The organism is Neobacillus sp. Soil_C_43, from assembly GCF_057656715.1.
The window spans coordinates 86,543-101,795 of sequence record NZ_JBDGJV010000002.1 but is presented as its reverse complement, the minus strand read 5'-3'; the positions used below and the strand labels follow the sequence as shown (position 1 = coordinate 101,795).

16 protein-coding genes are annotated in these 15,253 nt (G+C 38.6%); 7 read left to right on the top strand and 9 right to left on the bottom strand.

Annotation, left to right across the window (positions count from 1 at the left end; all coding sequences use genetic code 11):
- Positions 1-82: 82 nt before the first annotated feature.
- The gene (locus tag AC3A54_RS05165; protein ID WP_487653587.1) at positions 83-1,510 is read right to left on the bottom strand and encodes an amino acid permease; all 1,428 of its coding nucleotides are present in this window, start codon (positions 1,508-1,510) and stop codon (positions 83-85) included.
- 167 nt (positions 1,511-1,677) lie between these two features.
- On the opposite strand from AC3A54_RS05165, the gene AC3A54_RS05160 reads away from it, so the two are divergent.
- The 3 genes from AC3A54_RS05160 (at position 1,678) to AC3A54_RS05150 (ending at position 4,229) form a co-directional block, all read left to right on the top strand.
- Entirely contained in the window at positions 1,678-2,250 is a 573-nt protein-coding gene (locus AC3A54_RS05160; RefSeq protein ID WP_487653586.1) for a phosphatase PAP2 family protein, read from the top strand.
- 93 nt (positions 2,251-2,343) lie between these two features.
- Entirely contained in the window at positions 2,344-3,252 is a 909-nt protein-coding gene (locus AC3A54_RS05155) for an MBL fold metallo-hydrolase (RefSeq protein WP_487653585.1), read from the top strand.
- A 245-nt stretch (positions 3,253-3,497) separates the two neighbouring features.
- On the top strand, positions 3,498-4,229 hold the full coding sequence (locus AC3A54_RS05150) for a YhcN/YlaJ family sporulation lipoprotein (RefSeq protein WP_487653584.1): 732 nt from the start codon (positions 3,498-3,500) through the stop codon (positions 4,227-4,229).
- A gap of 73 nt (positions 4,230-4,302) precedes the next feature.
- Here AC3A54_RS05150 and AC3A54_RS05145 read toward each other — a convergent pair whose 3' ends face one another.
- Genes AC3A54_RS05145 through AC3A54_RS05135 form a run of 3 tightly spaced genes read right to left on the bottom strand, consistent with a single transcriptional unit; the run spans position 4,303 to position 7,216 of the window.
- Complete coding sequence (locus tag AC3A54_RS05145; protein WP_487653583.1) at positions 4,303-4,944, bottom strand: YcnI family copper-binding membrane protein; 642 nt, start codon at positions 4,942-4,944, stop codon at positions 4,303-4,305.
- Positions 4,945-4,969: 25 nt separating this feature from the next.
- The gene (locus tag AC3A54_RS05140; protein WP_487653582.1) at positions 4,970-6,625 is read right to left on the bottom strand and encodes a copper resistance CopC/CopD family protein; all 1,656 of its coding nucleotides are present in this window, start codon (positions 6,623-6,625) and stop codon (positions 4,970-4,972) included.
- A 15-nt stretch (positions 6,626-6,640) separates the two neighbouring features.
- Entirely contained in the window at positions 6,641-7,216 is a 576-nt protein-coding gene (locus AC3A54_RS05135; protein ID WP_487653581.1) for a DeoR family transcriptional regulator, read from the bottom strand.
- Positions 7,217-7,456: 240 nt separating this feature from the next.
- Between AC3A54_RS05135 and AC3A54_RS05130 the strand changes: the two genes are divergently transcribed.
- Positions 7,457-7,975, top strand: a complete 519-nt coding sequence (locus AC3A54_RS05130; RefSeq protein ID WP_487653580.1) for a hypothetical protein — start codon at positions 7,457-7,459, stop codon at positions 7,973-7,975.
- A gap of 54 nt (positions 7,976-8,029) precedes the next feature.
- Here AC3A54_RS05130 and AC3A54_RS05125 read toward each other — a convergent pair whose 3' ends face one another.
- Positions 8,030-8,581, bottom strand: a complete 552-nt coding sequence (locus AC3A54_RS05125; protein WP_487653579.1) for an N-acetyltransferase family protein — start codon at positions 8,579-8,581, stop codon at positions 8,030-8,032.
- Positions 8,582-8,825: 244 nt separating this feature from the next.
- Here AC3A54_RS05125 and AC3A54_RS05120 point away from each other — a divergent pair, with 244 nt between their 5' ends.
- Positions 8,826-10,901 carry a carbon starvation CstA family protein gene (locus tag AC3A54_RS05120; RefSeq protein ID WP_487653578.1) on the top strand — a complete coding sequence of 692 codons (2,076 nt, stop codon included), beginning with the start codon at positions 8,826-8,828 and terminating at the stop codon, positions 10,899-10,901.
- Entirely contained in the window at positions 10,894-11,097 is a 204-nt protein-coding gene (locus tag AC3A54_RS05115) for a YbdD/YjiX family protein (RefSeq protein WP_487653577.1), read from the top strand. The genes AC3A54_RS05120 and AC3A54_RS05115 overlap by 8 nt, the downstream gene beginning before the upstream one ends.
- 500 nt (positions 11,098-11,597) lie before the next feature.
- Here AC3A54_RS05115 and AC3A54_RS05110 read toward each other — a convergent pair whose 3' ends face one another.
- Positions 11,598-12,167 (bottom strand): general stress protein, encoded by a 570-nt coding sequence (locus tag AC3A54_RS05110; protein WP_487653576.1) that lies wholly within the window; start codon positions 12,165-12,167, stop codon positions 11,598-11,600.
- 204 nt (positions 12,168-12,371) lie between these two features.
- On the opposite strand from AC3A54_RS05110, the gene AC3A54_RS05105 reads away from it, so the two are divergent.
- The gene (locus AC3A54_RS05105) at positions 12,372-12,863 is read left to right on the top strand and encodes a CBO0543 family protein (protein ID WP_487653575.1); all 492 of its coding nucleotides are present in this window, start codon (positions 12,372-12,374) and stop codon (positions 12,861-12,863) included.
- 293 nt (positions 12,864-13,156) lie between these two features.
- Here AC3A54_RS05105 and AC3A54_RS05100 read toward each other — a convergent pair whose 3' ends face one another.
- From AC3A54_RS05100 to AC3A54_RS05090, 3 genes are all read right to left on the bottom strand, one after another.
- Complete coding sequence (locus AC3A54_RS05100) at positions 13,157-13,405, bottom strand: NAD-dependent epimerase/dehydratase family protein (RefSeq protein WP_487653574.1); 249 nt, start codon at positions 13,403-13,405, stop codon at positions 13,157-13,159.
- Between the two features lie 110 nt (positions 13,406-13,515).
- Positions 13,516-14,418, bottom strand: coding sequence for a DMT family transporter (locus AC3A54_RS05095; RefSeq protein ID WP_487653573.1), 903 nt, complete (start codon positions 14,416-14,418; stop codon positions 13,516-13,518).
- 86 nt (positions 14,419-14,504) lie between these two features.
- A complete protein-coding gene (locus AC3A54_RS05090) occupies positions 14,505-15,197 on the bottom strand; it encodes a helix-turn-helix domain-containing protein (RefSeq protein WP_487653572.1) in 693 nt (230 codons plus the stop codon).
- Positions 15,198-15,253: the final 56 nt, after the last annotated feature.

Below are 15,253 nucleotides of genomic sequence, written 5' to 3'. Positions count from 1 at the left end.
AGTAGACGTAGAACATTCCTGCTTCGACTTTTATCTTCTTTTTTAACAGAAAAGTGGACGTAGAACATTCCTACTTCGACTTTTATTTTTCCTCATCATTCACTTTATCTGTCAGCTCTTCTGAGAATTCGGTTAACATCACATCTCGATAATCAATTGTTGATTCGCCGCTTTTACTCGTACGCGCACGAGTCCGGTATCTCATCGCAAAATAAATAAGTGAGTAAATGACAACCATTCCTATCCCTGCAACAAGCCCCGTTCCTTGTCCAGGAATGAAGGGCATACTTACCAAAACAATGATCATGCTGATTAAGGTAATCCAAGAGGTATACGGAAATCCGGGCATTTGACAGATTCCACCTGGGGGACACCCATTTCTTTTTCGAAAACGGATGTGACTAGCCATAATCACAGCATAGGTAAAGATTAGGGCAAAACCACCTGACGTGATCAAAACAAGATACACCCTCGGGAACATTAGACCAAAACCAAGCCCCAAAAGCATGGCAAACCCCGAAAATAAGATCCCGCGATACGGTACATCCTTTGCATCCTTCAACCATCTTGGCGCATGCCCTTCATCTGCAAGAGATCGAATCATCCTTCCAAGTCCAAAGATAGCAGCCAGCATGGCAGAAAGAATGGCCGAGATTAACACTAAATTAAGAGCCGTACCAGCCCAACCGATTCCCCAGCGATCAAGAGATGCCACCATCGGACTTATGTTTTCATTCAGTGTTGAAGTTGGAATTAGCGGAAGTAACACTAATGCATAAAGGATATACAAGCCTACGAGTGAAATAACCGTGTAGCGAATCGCTTTAGGAATGGTTTCTATAGGATTACTGGCTTCAGAAGCCGCTAAGCCAATAATCTCAAAGCCTGCGTAGGCAAAAATAACAATTAACATACTTCCCGCTATCCCCTTTATTCCTCCAGGCATTAAGGGCTCTCTTGCTAATTCACCTAACCCAATGGCAGGCTTTCCTGGCATAATTCCGAAAATAAGCACAATTGCCGTTAGAATAAAAAAGATTATCGCGAAAATTTTGACGGCTGAAAGTCCGCTTTCCAACTTGCCTAACTTATCCGCTCCCAAAAGATTAAGCAACGTTACTCCAATAAGAATGGCGCTTCCCAGTATGGCAATGGATATATTCGGATACCATTCTTGAAATAGGATGGAAATGGCTGTTGCTTCACTCGACATGGAAAGAACGATCCCTGTCCAATATAGCCATCCAACAACAAATCCCGTCCCTTCACCCAGCTCTTGTGCTGCGTAAGTACTAAAGGAACCAACAGTCGGGTTTCCCACAGTCATTTCTGAAAGTGCATAAAGAATGAAAAATACCAGTATACCTGCGATCACATAAGATATTAAAATTGAGGGTCCTGCTGCATGAATGGCAATGGACGACCCTAGAAAAAAGGAACCCCCAATTACACTTCCCAAGGCCATCAAAGTAAGCTGCCACGCTGACAGCCCTTTGTTTGATTTCTCCATTACATGTTATCTCCTATACCATATATTTTGTGAAATTATTATTTACTAAGCTTTACAAAATGATTCTGTATTGGGTGTCAGGGAATAAAGTAGCTTTAAGCAGACATATTTAGATTTCTTGAGGAGAAAATAGGAGTATTATTTAAGGAAAAAAAGGAGAATGTTTTATGAATGATCGGATTTTTAGGTCTATTAACGAATTGGCTGGATCTTCTCGTTTTGTAGACCTCATTATGGTTACCCTTTCTAAGAGAACGCGCTATGTCTATCTTTTTGTATTACTTTTACTACTATTTCAAGCTAAATTTAATAAAAGAAAAACTCTAATCGCTTGTGTAACCATAAGTGTAACCTATCTACTTAGCATGTTAATGAAGAGATTTTTTTATAAACCGAGGCCATTCTTGCAGCAAGCCGTTCATTTATTACCACCAGTACCCTCTAGAAAGGATTCTTCGTTTCCTAGTAAACATACGGCTCTTGCCTTCGCAGTGTCCGCTTTTGTTTTTGTTTATCATCGGACTTGGGGCTTGGGTCTGTGGCTATTATCCCTTTTAGTTGGCATTTCTCGTATTTGGATGGGGCAGCATTATCCATCTGATATTGTAGGGAGCGCCATCCTTGGAAATATTACGGCATTTGTTGTCAAGTTTACTGAAAAGTATTGGAGGCCATTTCTTGAAAGGACCCTCCGTTCATATACTCATTTCCGTACTTCTTCCCGACAAATTCAAGATTAAACCGGGATTCATTTCCACTATTTTGCCGGATTAGCGGTTTATTTGCTATACTCAGCATTAGAATAGAGTGTATTTGAGGAGAAAAAGGTGAAAATGAAGAGATACGCAAACTTGAATAATGTAACAAACAACAAATCTTTCCAGGATATGAGGAAATGGCAGAAAGAAAGACGAAGTAAAGTAAAGGATTTATCTGTTAATATTGAACAATCTCCTACTAAAAAAATAAAAGAAATTAACGCCAACAGAAACCAATCTTCTTATACATGGATTGGTCATTCAACCTTTTTGATTCAGCTAAATGGATTAAATATTTTAACAGACCCTGTTTGGGCGAAGCGGATGGGATTTCAAAAACGATTAACAGAACCGGGTCTCTCATTTTCAGAGCTTCCTGAGATTGATATCGTTGTGATTTCTCATGGTCATTATGATCATTTGGACTTCCCTACGTTAAAAAAATTAAAAGGGAGCCCTCACTATTATGTACCTGCCGGCTTAAAGTCCCTTTTTAACAGAAAAGGCTATCATCAAGTAACGGAAATGAATTGGTGGGAATTTACCGCACATGATGGATTAACTATCCATTTCGTTCCCGCCCAGCATTGGACAAGAAGGTCCCTGATGGATATGAACACCTCCCATTGGGGCGGCTGGATCTTCCAAACAGAGCAAGATACGTTTTATTTTGTTGGGGATACCGGTTATTTTGATGGGTTCAAACAAATTGCGGACCGATTTGCCATCGACACGGTATTTATGCCCATCGGCGCCTATGAGCCAGAATGGTTTATGGCGGATTCACATATCTCACCAGAGGATAGTGTGAAAGCTTTTGTTGAATTAAAGGCAAAAACCTTTGTCCCAATGCATTATGGAGCGTATCGTTTAGCCGATGACACGGGGCCGGAAGCATTAGAACGTCTCTTGAGGGAATGGAAAAAGCAACAGCTTCCTGAGGAACAACTAAAGGTGTTAATAATTGGAGAAACAGTAATGTAATTAACAGGGGACATCCATAAAAATTGGGTGATCCCCCTTTTTATTTGTCGGAGCAACTGCTTATGAGCGAATTTTTTAGTTTTATGAGCGAACCCCAAGGTAATATGAGCGAATTTCAATTTTTATGAGCGAATTTCATTTTCTGTCTTGGATACCTTTTACCATCCACGATTTCAAGAATAGTTCCCCTTATAGTGGCAACCATAAGTATGTAAAACAATTCTTTTATAAGGGAGTGGACATTTTTGACGAAAAAAGGTTTAGCTACTTTCGTTTTAGCAACTACCTTATTAGGTTTAACAGGCTGTGGAGTTAACGACCGAACAGATAATGTAACTAGAAACAATTTAAATGCTAACAATGTTAGGTACAATAACAATGATGGTCTTGATTTAACGAATGTCTCCAATAAAAGCTTCCGGGTTTCTAATCGCGCAGGAAAAAGTGTAGAGAAATTGCAGGCCGTTGACTTAGCACATGTCATCATTCGCAATCATGATGCATATGTGTCGGTGAAACTACACAATCGAACGAACCAAACAAATATGGGTATGGGCAATACACGCGGCACCAGCATGAGCACTGTTGATACGACACGTGCAAATGATATCAACGCTCGTGGTGCAGGTACGGGCAGAAATGGTAATTACCCAAGTACAACAGGCGTGACTAGTACTGATAATACGGGCAACGCTCTAAATCCCGGCAATACTAATGGGACCAACATCGGAGGTACGACCGGTGTTCGAGACACAGGTATTAATGGTGGGGCAAACTTCAGAAAGGCATCGACCCGCCTTGAAAGAGAAATTGCGAAACAAGTTCGTACGGCGGAAAAAAATGTTAACAATGTATATGTAACATATGATGCAGACTTCTTTAATCGACTAACAGACTACACAACCGACACTGGTCATGCTCGAAATAGGGACGGACTTTGGAATGACATTACGAATACAATTAAACGTTCCTTCTGATTAATGACGAAAGCAACGGAAATAAAAGAAGCACTTCCTCAAATCGAGCAGTGCTTCTTTTTTTACTTACTATTTATTTCCTTTTACGTAATGCCAATACAAATGCTGCTAGTGATAGGATAACTGATACGATCGATAAAACTAGAGGTAGATTAGTAGATGTAGTCTCAACATTCGTTGTTTTTGTGTCGTCTTTGTAAGTGTCTTTAGTTGTAGCTTGATGGTGTTCAGCTGTTGACGTCCCTACAACAATATCTGTAATAGAATGTGGGGTATCTGCCCCTTCATCCCCTGTCCATTCAACGATACTACCATCTTTGTAGTATTGAAACGCATCCCATGCAGCCTTTGTTTCCTTTTCTGGATTTTTCGCAACAAAGGTAAACTGTTGAAATTGTCCTGGTAGTATTCCTTCACCCGTAGATTCAAATGTGATTGATTTAACTTTTCCATTAGCATCCTTGTCAGCAGTATAGGTCCAATCAGGTACTGGCTGATAGGACATAATTTCTACCCCTTCAGGAGCTTTTAGGGTGAATTTAGTTGTAGGCATATCTTTTTCAACTGGAACTTTAACCGTATAGGTTTCCCATGCACCTGTTGTAGATGTCTTTGGTGTCACCGTGACATGTGCACTAGCTACGCTCGTGAACAAAAATAAGCCTAAAATCGTTGGTAGGAATACTTGTGAAATCTTTTTAATTGTTCTTTTCATCATACTATCTCCTCTATGTTGTTGTTTATTTACTTCCTACTAGAACATTGAAATGAGTATCGAGGGTTTCTAAGTCATTGGTTAGGACATGAACTTGGACGTCCCATCGACCGGACATGTTAAAATTTAATCCTCTTGTACCATATTTACCATCCTTGATTTTCTCTACTACCTTTGAATCTTTACCCATATCCATTTCTAATGAAGTAAAAGTAAGTGTTATTTGTTCAATATTCGTTATGGGCCTACCCTTTTCGTCTTTCAACCATACTACGAAAGAGTTTTCTCCAATAACGTTTGGAGTCGCTTCAAATGTGATTTTAGTTCCTTGTTGAATGGTCCTTGTTTCCTTAAATGGTCCAGGAGATGCCATAGCAGTTGGTAGATTTGTTAATAATACAGAAAGTCCCAAAACAAGTAGTCCTGGTATTAACTCCCCCCACAAGGTTGATCTCCATCCTGTTTCCCTACTCCTCTTTCCTTTAAAAAAGTTTGCCATTGCAAAAATAATCATCAAAACAAATAGTAGGATTTTACCTGTTAGCACTCTTCCGTAATCAGTGGAAACAAGCGTTCTAAAATTAGGAATGTATGAAAGACTACTCATAAAACCTGTTGCTGCTAGAATAATTACAAGCACTATTCCCCATTTGGAAAACCTTTTTATGGTTTCTAAAAACAAAGTCTTTGATTCCTTCTTTTTGCCTAGGGGGATCAAAGTTGCTAAAGACAGTAAACTTCCGATCCAGATGGAGGCGGATAATAAATGAAGGAAATCTAAGGAAATACTGAAAAACATATTTGTTGACGCTGCCGCATGACTGGTAAAGGACTTCGATAATAAAAGTCCTATTCCAAGAATAAGAGTGATCCAAAGTAAGATTGACTTATCCCATCGTTTCTTTATAACCAGATAGGTGGAAATACAAAGCAAAAACAAACCATCGATTTGGATGATCCACGTTTTTCCAAAGAGAGTGTTCTCTATCATTTCCCTTAACGCAGGAAAACTTAGAACCTCACTCCAGGATAAACCTGATTCTATGGTGGCTTGTAACGGTAAACTCAAAAGCATACTTAAACTTAAGGTCAGAAACGAAAACGTTACTATTTTTCTAACTGTATCCTTCACCCATAAATTGGTTACTAAATCTTTATGTAAAATAAACATGTAAAAAAAGAGTGCTCCAACCAAACATGCATTACTTACATATTGAAGCCAGCGAATGCTGAGTAGGTCCCATTCAGGCGTATAGCCCTTTGACTCCTGATTGATGTTGGAGCTCTGTTGATTGTTCCCTTTGTCCCCTATCTGAAAGGGAATCACCCCTTGAACAGGATGACCATCACTAGAAACAACTCTCCATTGTATCCGGTACGTACCGTTTGGAAGATGATCGTTAAGGTCACATTCGATAACCGATGAATTTTTCGTATCAATATGCCCGTTTTTTTGATCTACACGATTCCCTTTTGAATCAAATACTTCAACGGAATGGTAGGCCGGCTGAATCGGTTCATCAAACTCAATCGTTACTTTCTCAGGCGTCTTTGAAAGTGTCTCATTTTCAAAAGGTGTTGATTTTTTTATGTAAGCATGTGCGGAAGGAAATGAAGGGTGCAAAAATAGAAAAAGATAAAATATGAGAGCAAAAACAATGCCACTTTTTTTAAAACTCAATCTAGCACGTCCTCTCTATTTGTTGCACCCACAGCCAAAATCTCCACTCATTCTTTTTGAAATCTCTTCGACTGCTTGCTCAAATCTAAATATTGTTCCCCCAAAACCCTTTTGAAATTGCTCAGCATATTTTAATGAATCAAAGGTTAAAACCTGTGGTTGGCAGCAATTCAAATTAAAATCTGCATCTAGTAGAAAATAGGCCAATTTCGCGCTAATTGTTGTATTTTGAAGGAAGTCACGACAGATGATTTGAGAGACATTTTTTTCGATATCTTTGTATCGTAACAACCCACAGTGCGGGCAACAAAATTGCTCGACCACTTGATAATTAGTGATGATTTGCATGGGGTGTCGGTTGTTCATTTCTTTTAAACAGTAGGTACAAGCATTTGGTGAGAAATTCACCATGCTAACTAACGATACCCCGCCGGATGTCTTGTTAATCTTATTTTCCTCTAGTAAGGGCTTAATATCGCGGTACACTGTCATTTCGGATACATTTAAACGCTTACTAATTTCAGCAATTGAAAGTGTTCCTTCTTCGTTCAGCCAAGTTACTATTTGATTCTGTCTTTCGATTGGAAGCAAATTAGGACCTCCTCTTCTTTCTTAAAAATTCCTTCACAAGAATACATTAAGATATTTAAACTACATAAACAAGATACAAATGTGATTTTCTTGTTACTTTTTTTGCTATTTTCACAGTTTCTCACAAAAACCAACAAATAGTAGTATGAGACAGGCTCCTCTTTTCATATATTGCTAAAAGTATTACTTTGAATTGGGTTCTTTTTACATAAGGGAAGGAAGTAGGAAGGCGGAGCTATAATGTTACTTTGTGTTAGTATTATGTTCATTTTTCTAATTACTAGTTTGGTTGTTTACTATACATACACTAAAAGAAAACGCCTAAGTCCTATGGTTGCGATGATCATCAGTATGACTAACTCAATGATGACGAGTGTAGCGTTAGGGACATTCTTAGGAATTTTTATACTTGAAAAGGATTTAACCCTTCCTTCGATTATAGCCGTATCCATGGGAATGTTTGTAGGGTATATCACGGGAAGACCCGTTTCTCTTATTGCTTCGTTAGAGGGAATAACTGCTGGAATTATGGGGGGAATGATGGGTGCGATGTTAGGGGTCATGATACCGCCCAATCATACCGAGGTCATTATATGCTTTATTGTTGTAGTGTATTTATTGGTGAACATAGTCCTGTTTCGTGTAATTGGTGAGGAAACAAATTCAAGTAGGTTTATAAGTATGTTTTTACATGTCTTTTTCGTATTGGTATTGATTGGATTTCTTGTTTGGCTAAATTTCCTCTACTTTTTCAATTGAGAGACTGATTGGCTACCCGGTTTTCTTGTTTGGGTAGCCAATAATTATTATAGCTTAGTTTAAATCATTAAACCGTCCCATCAATATCATATTATAGTAATTTCCGTCTGACAGAAGTTTGTCTTTCTTTAAAACTCCTTCCACTTCAAATCCATACCTTTCATATAGCTTGATGGCTTTATCGTTCGTTTCAAGAACATTCAAGGTTATTTTCTTTATACCATTTGAGTCTGCCCATTCAATTGATTCAATTAGGAAATTCCTTCCAATCCCGTAGCTCCAATATTCTTTTAACACACAGACGCCAAATTCTGCTTTATGAGCATTCCTTTTCAAAATGCTTCCCACACACCTTGAAAAACCAACAATCTTACCATCGGCCTCAGCAACTAAAAACAGGTTATTTTTACTCTCTGTATCATTTTTAATGATTTGTTTAAAACCTGCCTCATCTATGTATGCCTCTCCTCTTTCTCTCTCTAGGTTTTCCGTTTCCCCATCAATCTGTAATCTTACTTCAGACAGGTTTTTGGCATCCTTCACTTCTGCTGACCTCACGAGATAACGTAAATTATTGACATTAAATTCTTTTGGATTCACGATCATTTCCATTCCCCCTTTGGAAAAAGTTGACACCAAAATAGGATACTTTATTCCGATTAGAAATGCCACTATGATCTACAAAAATTTCCCAACCACTCTAAAAGACTCTTTTTTCTCTATATCTACATATGTAAAAAGAATCATTTTTTGTTTTTTCAGAAAAATAGGATAACCCTATATACAAATCTTGGGACTATTAAAATATAATTCTAGAGGAATACAAAAATTTGTAAAGGTGGGCCTTTTCATGAAAGCGTTAAAATCTATCATTATCTGGGGAATTGTGTCTGTACTCGGTGCTGCCGGCTTTGCCGTCATGGCACTGAGCAATGGTGAAAGCATTAATGCCATCTGGCTCGTTACTGCCGCTATCAGTGTTTATGCTATTGCCTATCGGTTTTACAGTAAGTTTATGGCTAGGAAAGTATTTGAGCTGGATGACCACCGAAAAACACCTGCAGAAATCAACAATGACGGTAAAGACTATGTTCCCACAAACAAATGGATTCTTTTCGGACATCACTTTGCAGCTATTGCGGGGGCAGGGCCGTTAGTCGGACCAATTCTTGCAGCACAAATGGGTTATTTACCGGGAACAATCTGGATTGTAGTTGGTGTAGTTCTTGCCGGAGCTGTTCAGGACTTTATCATTTTATTCGGTTCCATGCGTCGGAATGGAAAATCGCTAGGAGAAATGATTAAGGAAGAAATTGGCCCTATTACTGGTTTGATTTCAATGATTGGCATATTAGGAATTATGATTATTTTATTGGCCGTTTTAGCACTCGTTGTCGTGAAAGCGCTTACCGGAAGTCCGTGGGGAATGTTTACTATTGCGGCAACCATTCCGATTGCAATTCTAATGGGATTTTATATGCGTTATATCCGTCCCGGTCGTGTCGGTGAGGCATCACTCATCGGCGTAGTCCTTCTTCTTCTATCTATTTATGGCGGACAATATGTTTCTCAACACGCCGAGTTAGCAAAGATGTTTACCTTTTCAGGTGAGACCATTGCCATCATGATGATTATTTATGGGTTTATTGCTTCCGTTCTTCCCGTGTGGATGCTTCTTGCACCGCGTGATTATTTAAGCACATTTTTAAAAGTTGGTACCATTGTTGGGCTGGCATTAGGAATTTTCATAGTTGCACCTGATTTGCAAATGCCCGGTATTACAAAGTTTGTTGATGGTACTGGACCTGTATTTGCAGGAAATCTTTTTCCTTTCCTATTTATCACAATCGCATGTGGAGCTGTTTCAGGATTCCATGCCCTTGTATCTTCAGGTACAACACCAAAAATGATCGAGCGAGAGTCTCACGCCCAGCCAATTGGCTACGGAGCCATGTTAACCGAATCTTTCGTTGCAGTAATGGCGATGATTGCTGCCTGTGTACTGACCCCGGGTATTTACTTTGCAATCAACAGCCCCCCTGCTGTTATCGGTGCGGATGCTATCCAGGCTGCCCAGACTGTTTCTAGCTGGGGATTCACCATTACACCTGATGAATTGACCAAACTGGCCAATGATGTTGGGGAACAAACCGTTCTTTCACGGACCGGCGGTGCACCTACCCTTGCGATTGGAATGGCTGTTATTTTTTCAAATGTAATTGGCGGGAAGACACTGATGGCTTTCTGGTACCATTTTGCCATTCTATTTGAAGCCTTGTTTATTTTAACTACCATTGATGCTGGAACAAGAGTAGGACGTTTTATGATTCAGGATATTCTTGGTACTGTCTATAAACCATTCGCAAAAACAGAGGCCCTTCTACCAAATATTTTTGCTACAACTCTCTGTGTTCTCGGTTGGGGATATTTTCTCTACCAGGGTGTTATTGATCCACTTGGAGGAATCAATACGTTATGGCCGCTCTTTGGAATTGCAAACCAAATGCTCGCAGCAATCGCTCTGCTCCTTGGAACGACTGTCCTTTTAAAAATGGGCAAGAAAGCATATGTATGGGTAACGCTCGTACCAACCACCTGGATTTTGATTGTTACGATGGTCGCAGGTTGGCAAAAGCTCTTCCATGAAAATCCAAAAATCGGCTTTTTGGCTCACTCAAAGGTTTTCAAGGAAGCGCTAGATGCTGGTAAAGACCTCGCACCCGCTGCAAATAAAGAGCAAATGAAGCAGGTTTTGCTGAATGACTATATCGATGCTGCCTTGTGCGGATTTTTTATGATTGTGGTAATAGCCGTGTTGATTTCCTCTTTCCGAATCTGGATTAAGGTCTTGAATAACCACAAAATGGAATTACATGAATCCCCTTATGTTCCTAGGGATGATGGAGACATCAAACATTATGCTTAAGAAAATTAGAGAGATTCTAGTATTCCGTAAACAGTTCATTTCACTCCTCGTGGGTGTGCCAAGTTATGAAAAGTATGTAGAGCACATGAAGCTTCATCATCCAAACGAACCGATTAAGTCGCAGAAGGAGTTTTTCTGTGAAGCACAGGAAGCACGTTACAATGGGAAGGGTGGGAAAGTTTCAAGGTGTTGTTAGCCAGAAGAAGTTGACTGAGTTGGGGTCAGGAACCACTAGGATAATCGTGGGGACTACCCCCTTTGGATATACTGGAACTCTACCGAGGTCGGATGACTAGTACCCGGGGCGTAAGAAAATTCGTTAGATCGGTAACTAGTCCACGCCACTAGTGACCGGGTTGGATGAAAATTCGTTGGAACGGTCACTAGTCTACGCCACTAGTGACTGGGTTGGCTGTAAATTCGGGGCATCGGTCACTAGTCCGGGCAATTAGTTACCATCATGGCTGTAAATTCGGTGCATCGGTCACTAATCCGGGCAATTAGTGACCGTCATAGCTGTAAATTCGGTGCATCGGTCACTTGTTCGGGCCACTAGTTACCGGCATGGCTGTAAATTCGTTGCATCGGTCACTAGTCCACCTCAAAAGTCAAGGTGGCTAAAACACTTTTTCCTTGCAAACAAAAAAGGGTACATTCCGAAAATATGGTCAGGTACCCTTTACTTATAAAAATATATTATCTTAAGCGTGGATCATTTGGATTTCCAGAAGTGAGCGCAGCGTTGGACGGTTCATTTGTTGTCATTGACCTGCCTGTTAGGTTATCGTCATCAATCGTATCTAACTGGCCATCTCCAACACTGGTTATTCGGCGTTCTACAAGGACCAGAATTTTTCCGTCATTAACATACCCTTCATAACGATCTGCATCTTCCTCTTCGAAGCCCATACCAACTAATGCTCCAGCCAACCCACCAACTCCAGCGCCGACAGCAGCACCAGTCAATGTAGCTGCTATTGGTCCAGCCGCAACGAATGGTCCAATACCTGGTATGGCGAGTGCACCCACACCAGCAAGCAATCCGACGAGTCCACCAAGAGCCCCGCCTGTTGCTGCTCCTGCAAGTAGATCATCCTCCGTCTTCGTACCAGTCGCATCATTTATTTCGTGTACTTTGTCATTGTTTGCTCCTATAACCGAGATATCTTCTGAAGCGTATCCCTGTCGTTTTAAGTCTTCCACCGCCTTAATTGCCTCATGTTCCGTATCATAAACTCCCACCAAGTGCTTTTCATGTTCGTACATTGAAATTCCTCCTTTAAATGAGTAGTCCTTATCTAACTACCCTCCACTCCGAGGAACGAAACATATTAATCCACTTTTTCTATTTGTCATGATTATAGCACTCTGAACTAATTGAACTATTTTGTATAATTTTTTATTAAAATCGAAAGATATGAAAGGAATACTTTGGTATAAGCCGACCAAAAGAGACAAGAGGAGATCAAAATGTCCCTTGATTTTAAATATTGGAAATGGATTTTTCTAATCATTTCAATTTTGATTTTTAATATAGTTGCATTAAAAACGAGAAAAAGGTTACCAATTACTGTTATCTATTCAACAACTTTTTTTGCGTTGTGTATTCAACAATATTTTGATTCTTATGCATCGTTCTTTTTTAAGGCATGGGGATTTTTTTCAGTGGATACGGCAGATTTCCCTTCATTATTAGTTAAATGGGGAATCTATCCAGCAGCAATTGTTATGATTATAAATTGGTATCCTTATAAATCTTCAATGACGAAGAGATTTTGTTATATTATGGGATGGTCCGTTTTTTCTACTGCCTTTGAATGGGTGACAATGAAATTAGGTATTCTTTGGCATATCCATTGGAACTTATTATATTCCTTTATTATATATCCAATTATTTTTTACCTATTTTTAATTCTTCACGTAAAATTTTATCAGTGGTTAATACGAAGGGAAAGTAGTTAGAGAAAACTAAAATAATCCTATTAAATGTTTAGCGAAATCACCTACATCCACACTTTGAAATTTAATGCTTCCTGGTATGATATATCGTTTAAATAGAGGTTTAGATAAAAGCAAATGATCAACAAAATCGTGAAACTGTGTGGCCCTTTCAATTGTATAAGGAATAGAACTGTTTTTTAACAGAACTTCCGCTTCGCATTTCGCTTTCTAATATTTGAACGGGATTTCTTCAATACCCACAATTGAGGGATAAATAAAATGTTTGATGTGCTCAAGCTTCGTTAAAAATTTTTCTAACCTGATACATCTATGAGTCTTGAATTTTTCACGGGACTTGATACTGCGTGAATAACTACCTCTACATCCTTTACTGCTTCTTCAAATCCATCCCCAGACAAAAGATCGCAATAAACCCACTCAAAATGTCCGGTGGTTACAGCTTTTCTTCTCGATGTTAGTTTTACATCATAATTTAGGTTTGTTAATTGAATTATTAAAGCGGTACCCAACATCCCGGTTGAACCTGTAATTAATATTTTCAAAAAAAAAACTCTTTCTTTTGAATGATTCATTGTATGTAATATTCACAATGAGTTAGTTATATTCAACTGTGGGAACCGCTGTTTTTACAAAAATTTTATTCACTTTTTTACTATCTTCCTTCCGTAAAACTGCCCTTTCCTTTACTAATCCTAAATTTTTGTTGTTTCTTAAATCTTGCGTTTGCTATGAATACGCCTGCTAAAATAAGCAATGCACCAACATAACCTTGTAGCCCCATATTTTCATGTAGAAAAATGAAAGCAAATATGGCTGAAAAAATCGGTTCGAGAGAAAAAAGAAAACCAGTGCTTTCTGGTGTCGTGTACTTTTGTGCAATTGGCTGCATGACAAAGCAATATGCAGAGCTAATAAGTGCTAAACCAAGTATCGCAGACCAATGAATCATTCCTTCTGGTAAAACAGGTATATCAAAAATAAAGGTGCCAATTGTTCCATATAGTGCAGCAAATCCAAGTTGATAAATCCCAAGTTGCAAGGTATTTACCTCTCGAGCAAAGTGGTTTGTGATTATTATATGAACCGCATAAAGAAAGGCGGCTATTAAACAAAATAGTGAGCTAAACGCAAGAGTAAAATCATCCCTAATAGTAAGGAGCGCTAAGCCACTTGTAACAACCAAAACGCCAATAAAGATTTTCTTATTAGGCAATTTTCGTGTAATGAATGTCTGAAGAATCGGAACTAAGATAACAGTAGTGCTAGTCAAAAAACCAGCTGATGAGGCAGTGGTATTTTTCATCCCATACAACAAAGCGATAAAAATACTGGCTAGGACAGCTCCAGCAATTGCACTGTATTTCAATGTTTTAGCATCTGTTTTAATAACTTTTTTATAGAAAATCGCTCCCATTACGATAAATGCAATACCAAATCGCAATGCAATAATTGTTAATGGAGAAATGTTATCCACACACAGCTTCATGAAGATATAAGATGTTCCCCACCCCATAGAAACAGAAGCGAGAATCAGATTTGCTTGTTTTTGTGTCATTATTTATAATCCGTTCTTCTTTTATTTGTTAATTTAATACTATTTTTTAAAGTTTAATATATTAAAAGTTTCTAAAAAGTTTTTCTCTAATCAATACTAAATCCAAAAACTTCTTTGAACCCTTCTCTTCCCTTATTCGTTATCTTAAGTGCCCTAGTTGAAGGCATTCGCTCAATCCAATTATTTTCAAGTGTGAATAATAAAATTGCATTTCCTAGAGAGCCTGCTAAATGAAATCTTCTTTCACTCCAATCAAGACACTTACATGAAAACGAACGCCTTTTTTTCCTAATGTGTTGAATATCTATTCCGATTGTAGTTAAAAAACTTTCCCCTGTTGCAGTTAACTCGAAATCCTGCTCACCCGTATCACATATAAAGTTATTATTTAATAGTGAATTAGTTACTCCAACCCCTAACGAACCAGCTAGATGATCATAACAAGTTCTTGCAAAGTGTATTTCTTTATTTCTTGATACTTCTCTAAATGAATTTGGTTTTCTTTCTGGTGTTAAACACAGTAACGATTCCAATACTTTAGCTACTTCTGCATTAGAAAGTGAAAGGTATTTATGCCTACCCAATTTTTCTGATTTTACAATCCCTTTGTCCATCATTTTAGACAAATGAAAGCTTGCTGTTTGAGGAGTTATTTTTGAAGCCATTGCCAACTCTGAAACTGTATATTTTCTTCCATCCAATAAAGTTAATAACATCGTTGAACGTGATTGCTCACTCATTATTGTGGCTACCTCTGAAACTAGCGGATCAAAATTCATGTCTATACCTCCAAAAATGTAATCCATACTTCGATGATAATCGTTTCTTTCATAAT

Coding starts and splice junctions, on each gene's coding strand:
- AC3A54_RS05165 (WP_487653587.1), bottom strand. CDS start 1,510: ATGGAGAAATCAAACAAAGGGCTGTCAGCGTGGCAGCTTACTTTGATG.
- AC3A54_RS05160 (WP_487653586.1), top strand. CDS start 1,678: ATGAATGATCGGATTTTTAGGTCTATTAACGAATTGGCTGGATCTTCT.
- AC3A54_RS05155 (WP_487653585.1), top strand. CDS start 2,344: ATGAAGAGATACGCAAACTTGAATAATGTAACAAACAACAAATCTTTC.
- AC3A54_RS05145 (WP_487653583.1), bottom strand. CDS start 4,944: ATGAAAAGAACAATTAAAAAGATTTCACAAGTATTCCTACCAACGATT.
- AC3A54_RS05130 (WP_487653580.1), top strand. CDS start 7,457: ATGTTACTTTGTGTTAGTATTATGTTCATTTTTCTAATTACTAGTTTG.
- AC3A54_RS05125 (WP_487653579.1), bottom strand. CDS start 8,581: ATGATCGTGAATCCAAAAGAATTTAATGTCAATAATTTACGTTATCTC.
- AC3A54_RS05120 (WP_487653578.1), top strand. CDS start 8,826: ATGAAAGCGTTAAAATCTATCATTATCTGGGGAATTGTGTCTGTACTC.
- AC3A54_RS05115 (WP_487653577.1), top strand. CDS start 10,894: ATGCTTAAGAAAATTAGAGAGATTCTAGTATTCCGTAAACAGTTCATT.
- AC3A54_RS05110 (WP_487653576.1), bottom strand. CDS start 12,167: ATGTACGAACATGAAAAGCACTTGGTGGGAGTTTATGATACGGAACAT.
- AC3A54_RS05105 (WP_487653575.1), top strand. CDS start 12,372: ATGTCCCTTGATTTTAAATATTGGAAATGGATTTTTCTAATCATTTCA.
- AC3A54_RS05095 (WP_487653573.1), bottom strand. CDS start 14,418: ATGACACAAAAACAAGCAAATCTGATTCTCGCTTCTGTTTCTATGGGG.
- AC3A54_RS05090 (WP_487653572.1), bottom strand. CDS start 15,197: ATGAATTTTGATCCGCTAGTTTCAGAGGTAGCCACAATAATGAGTGAG.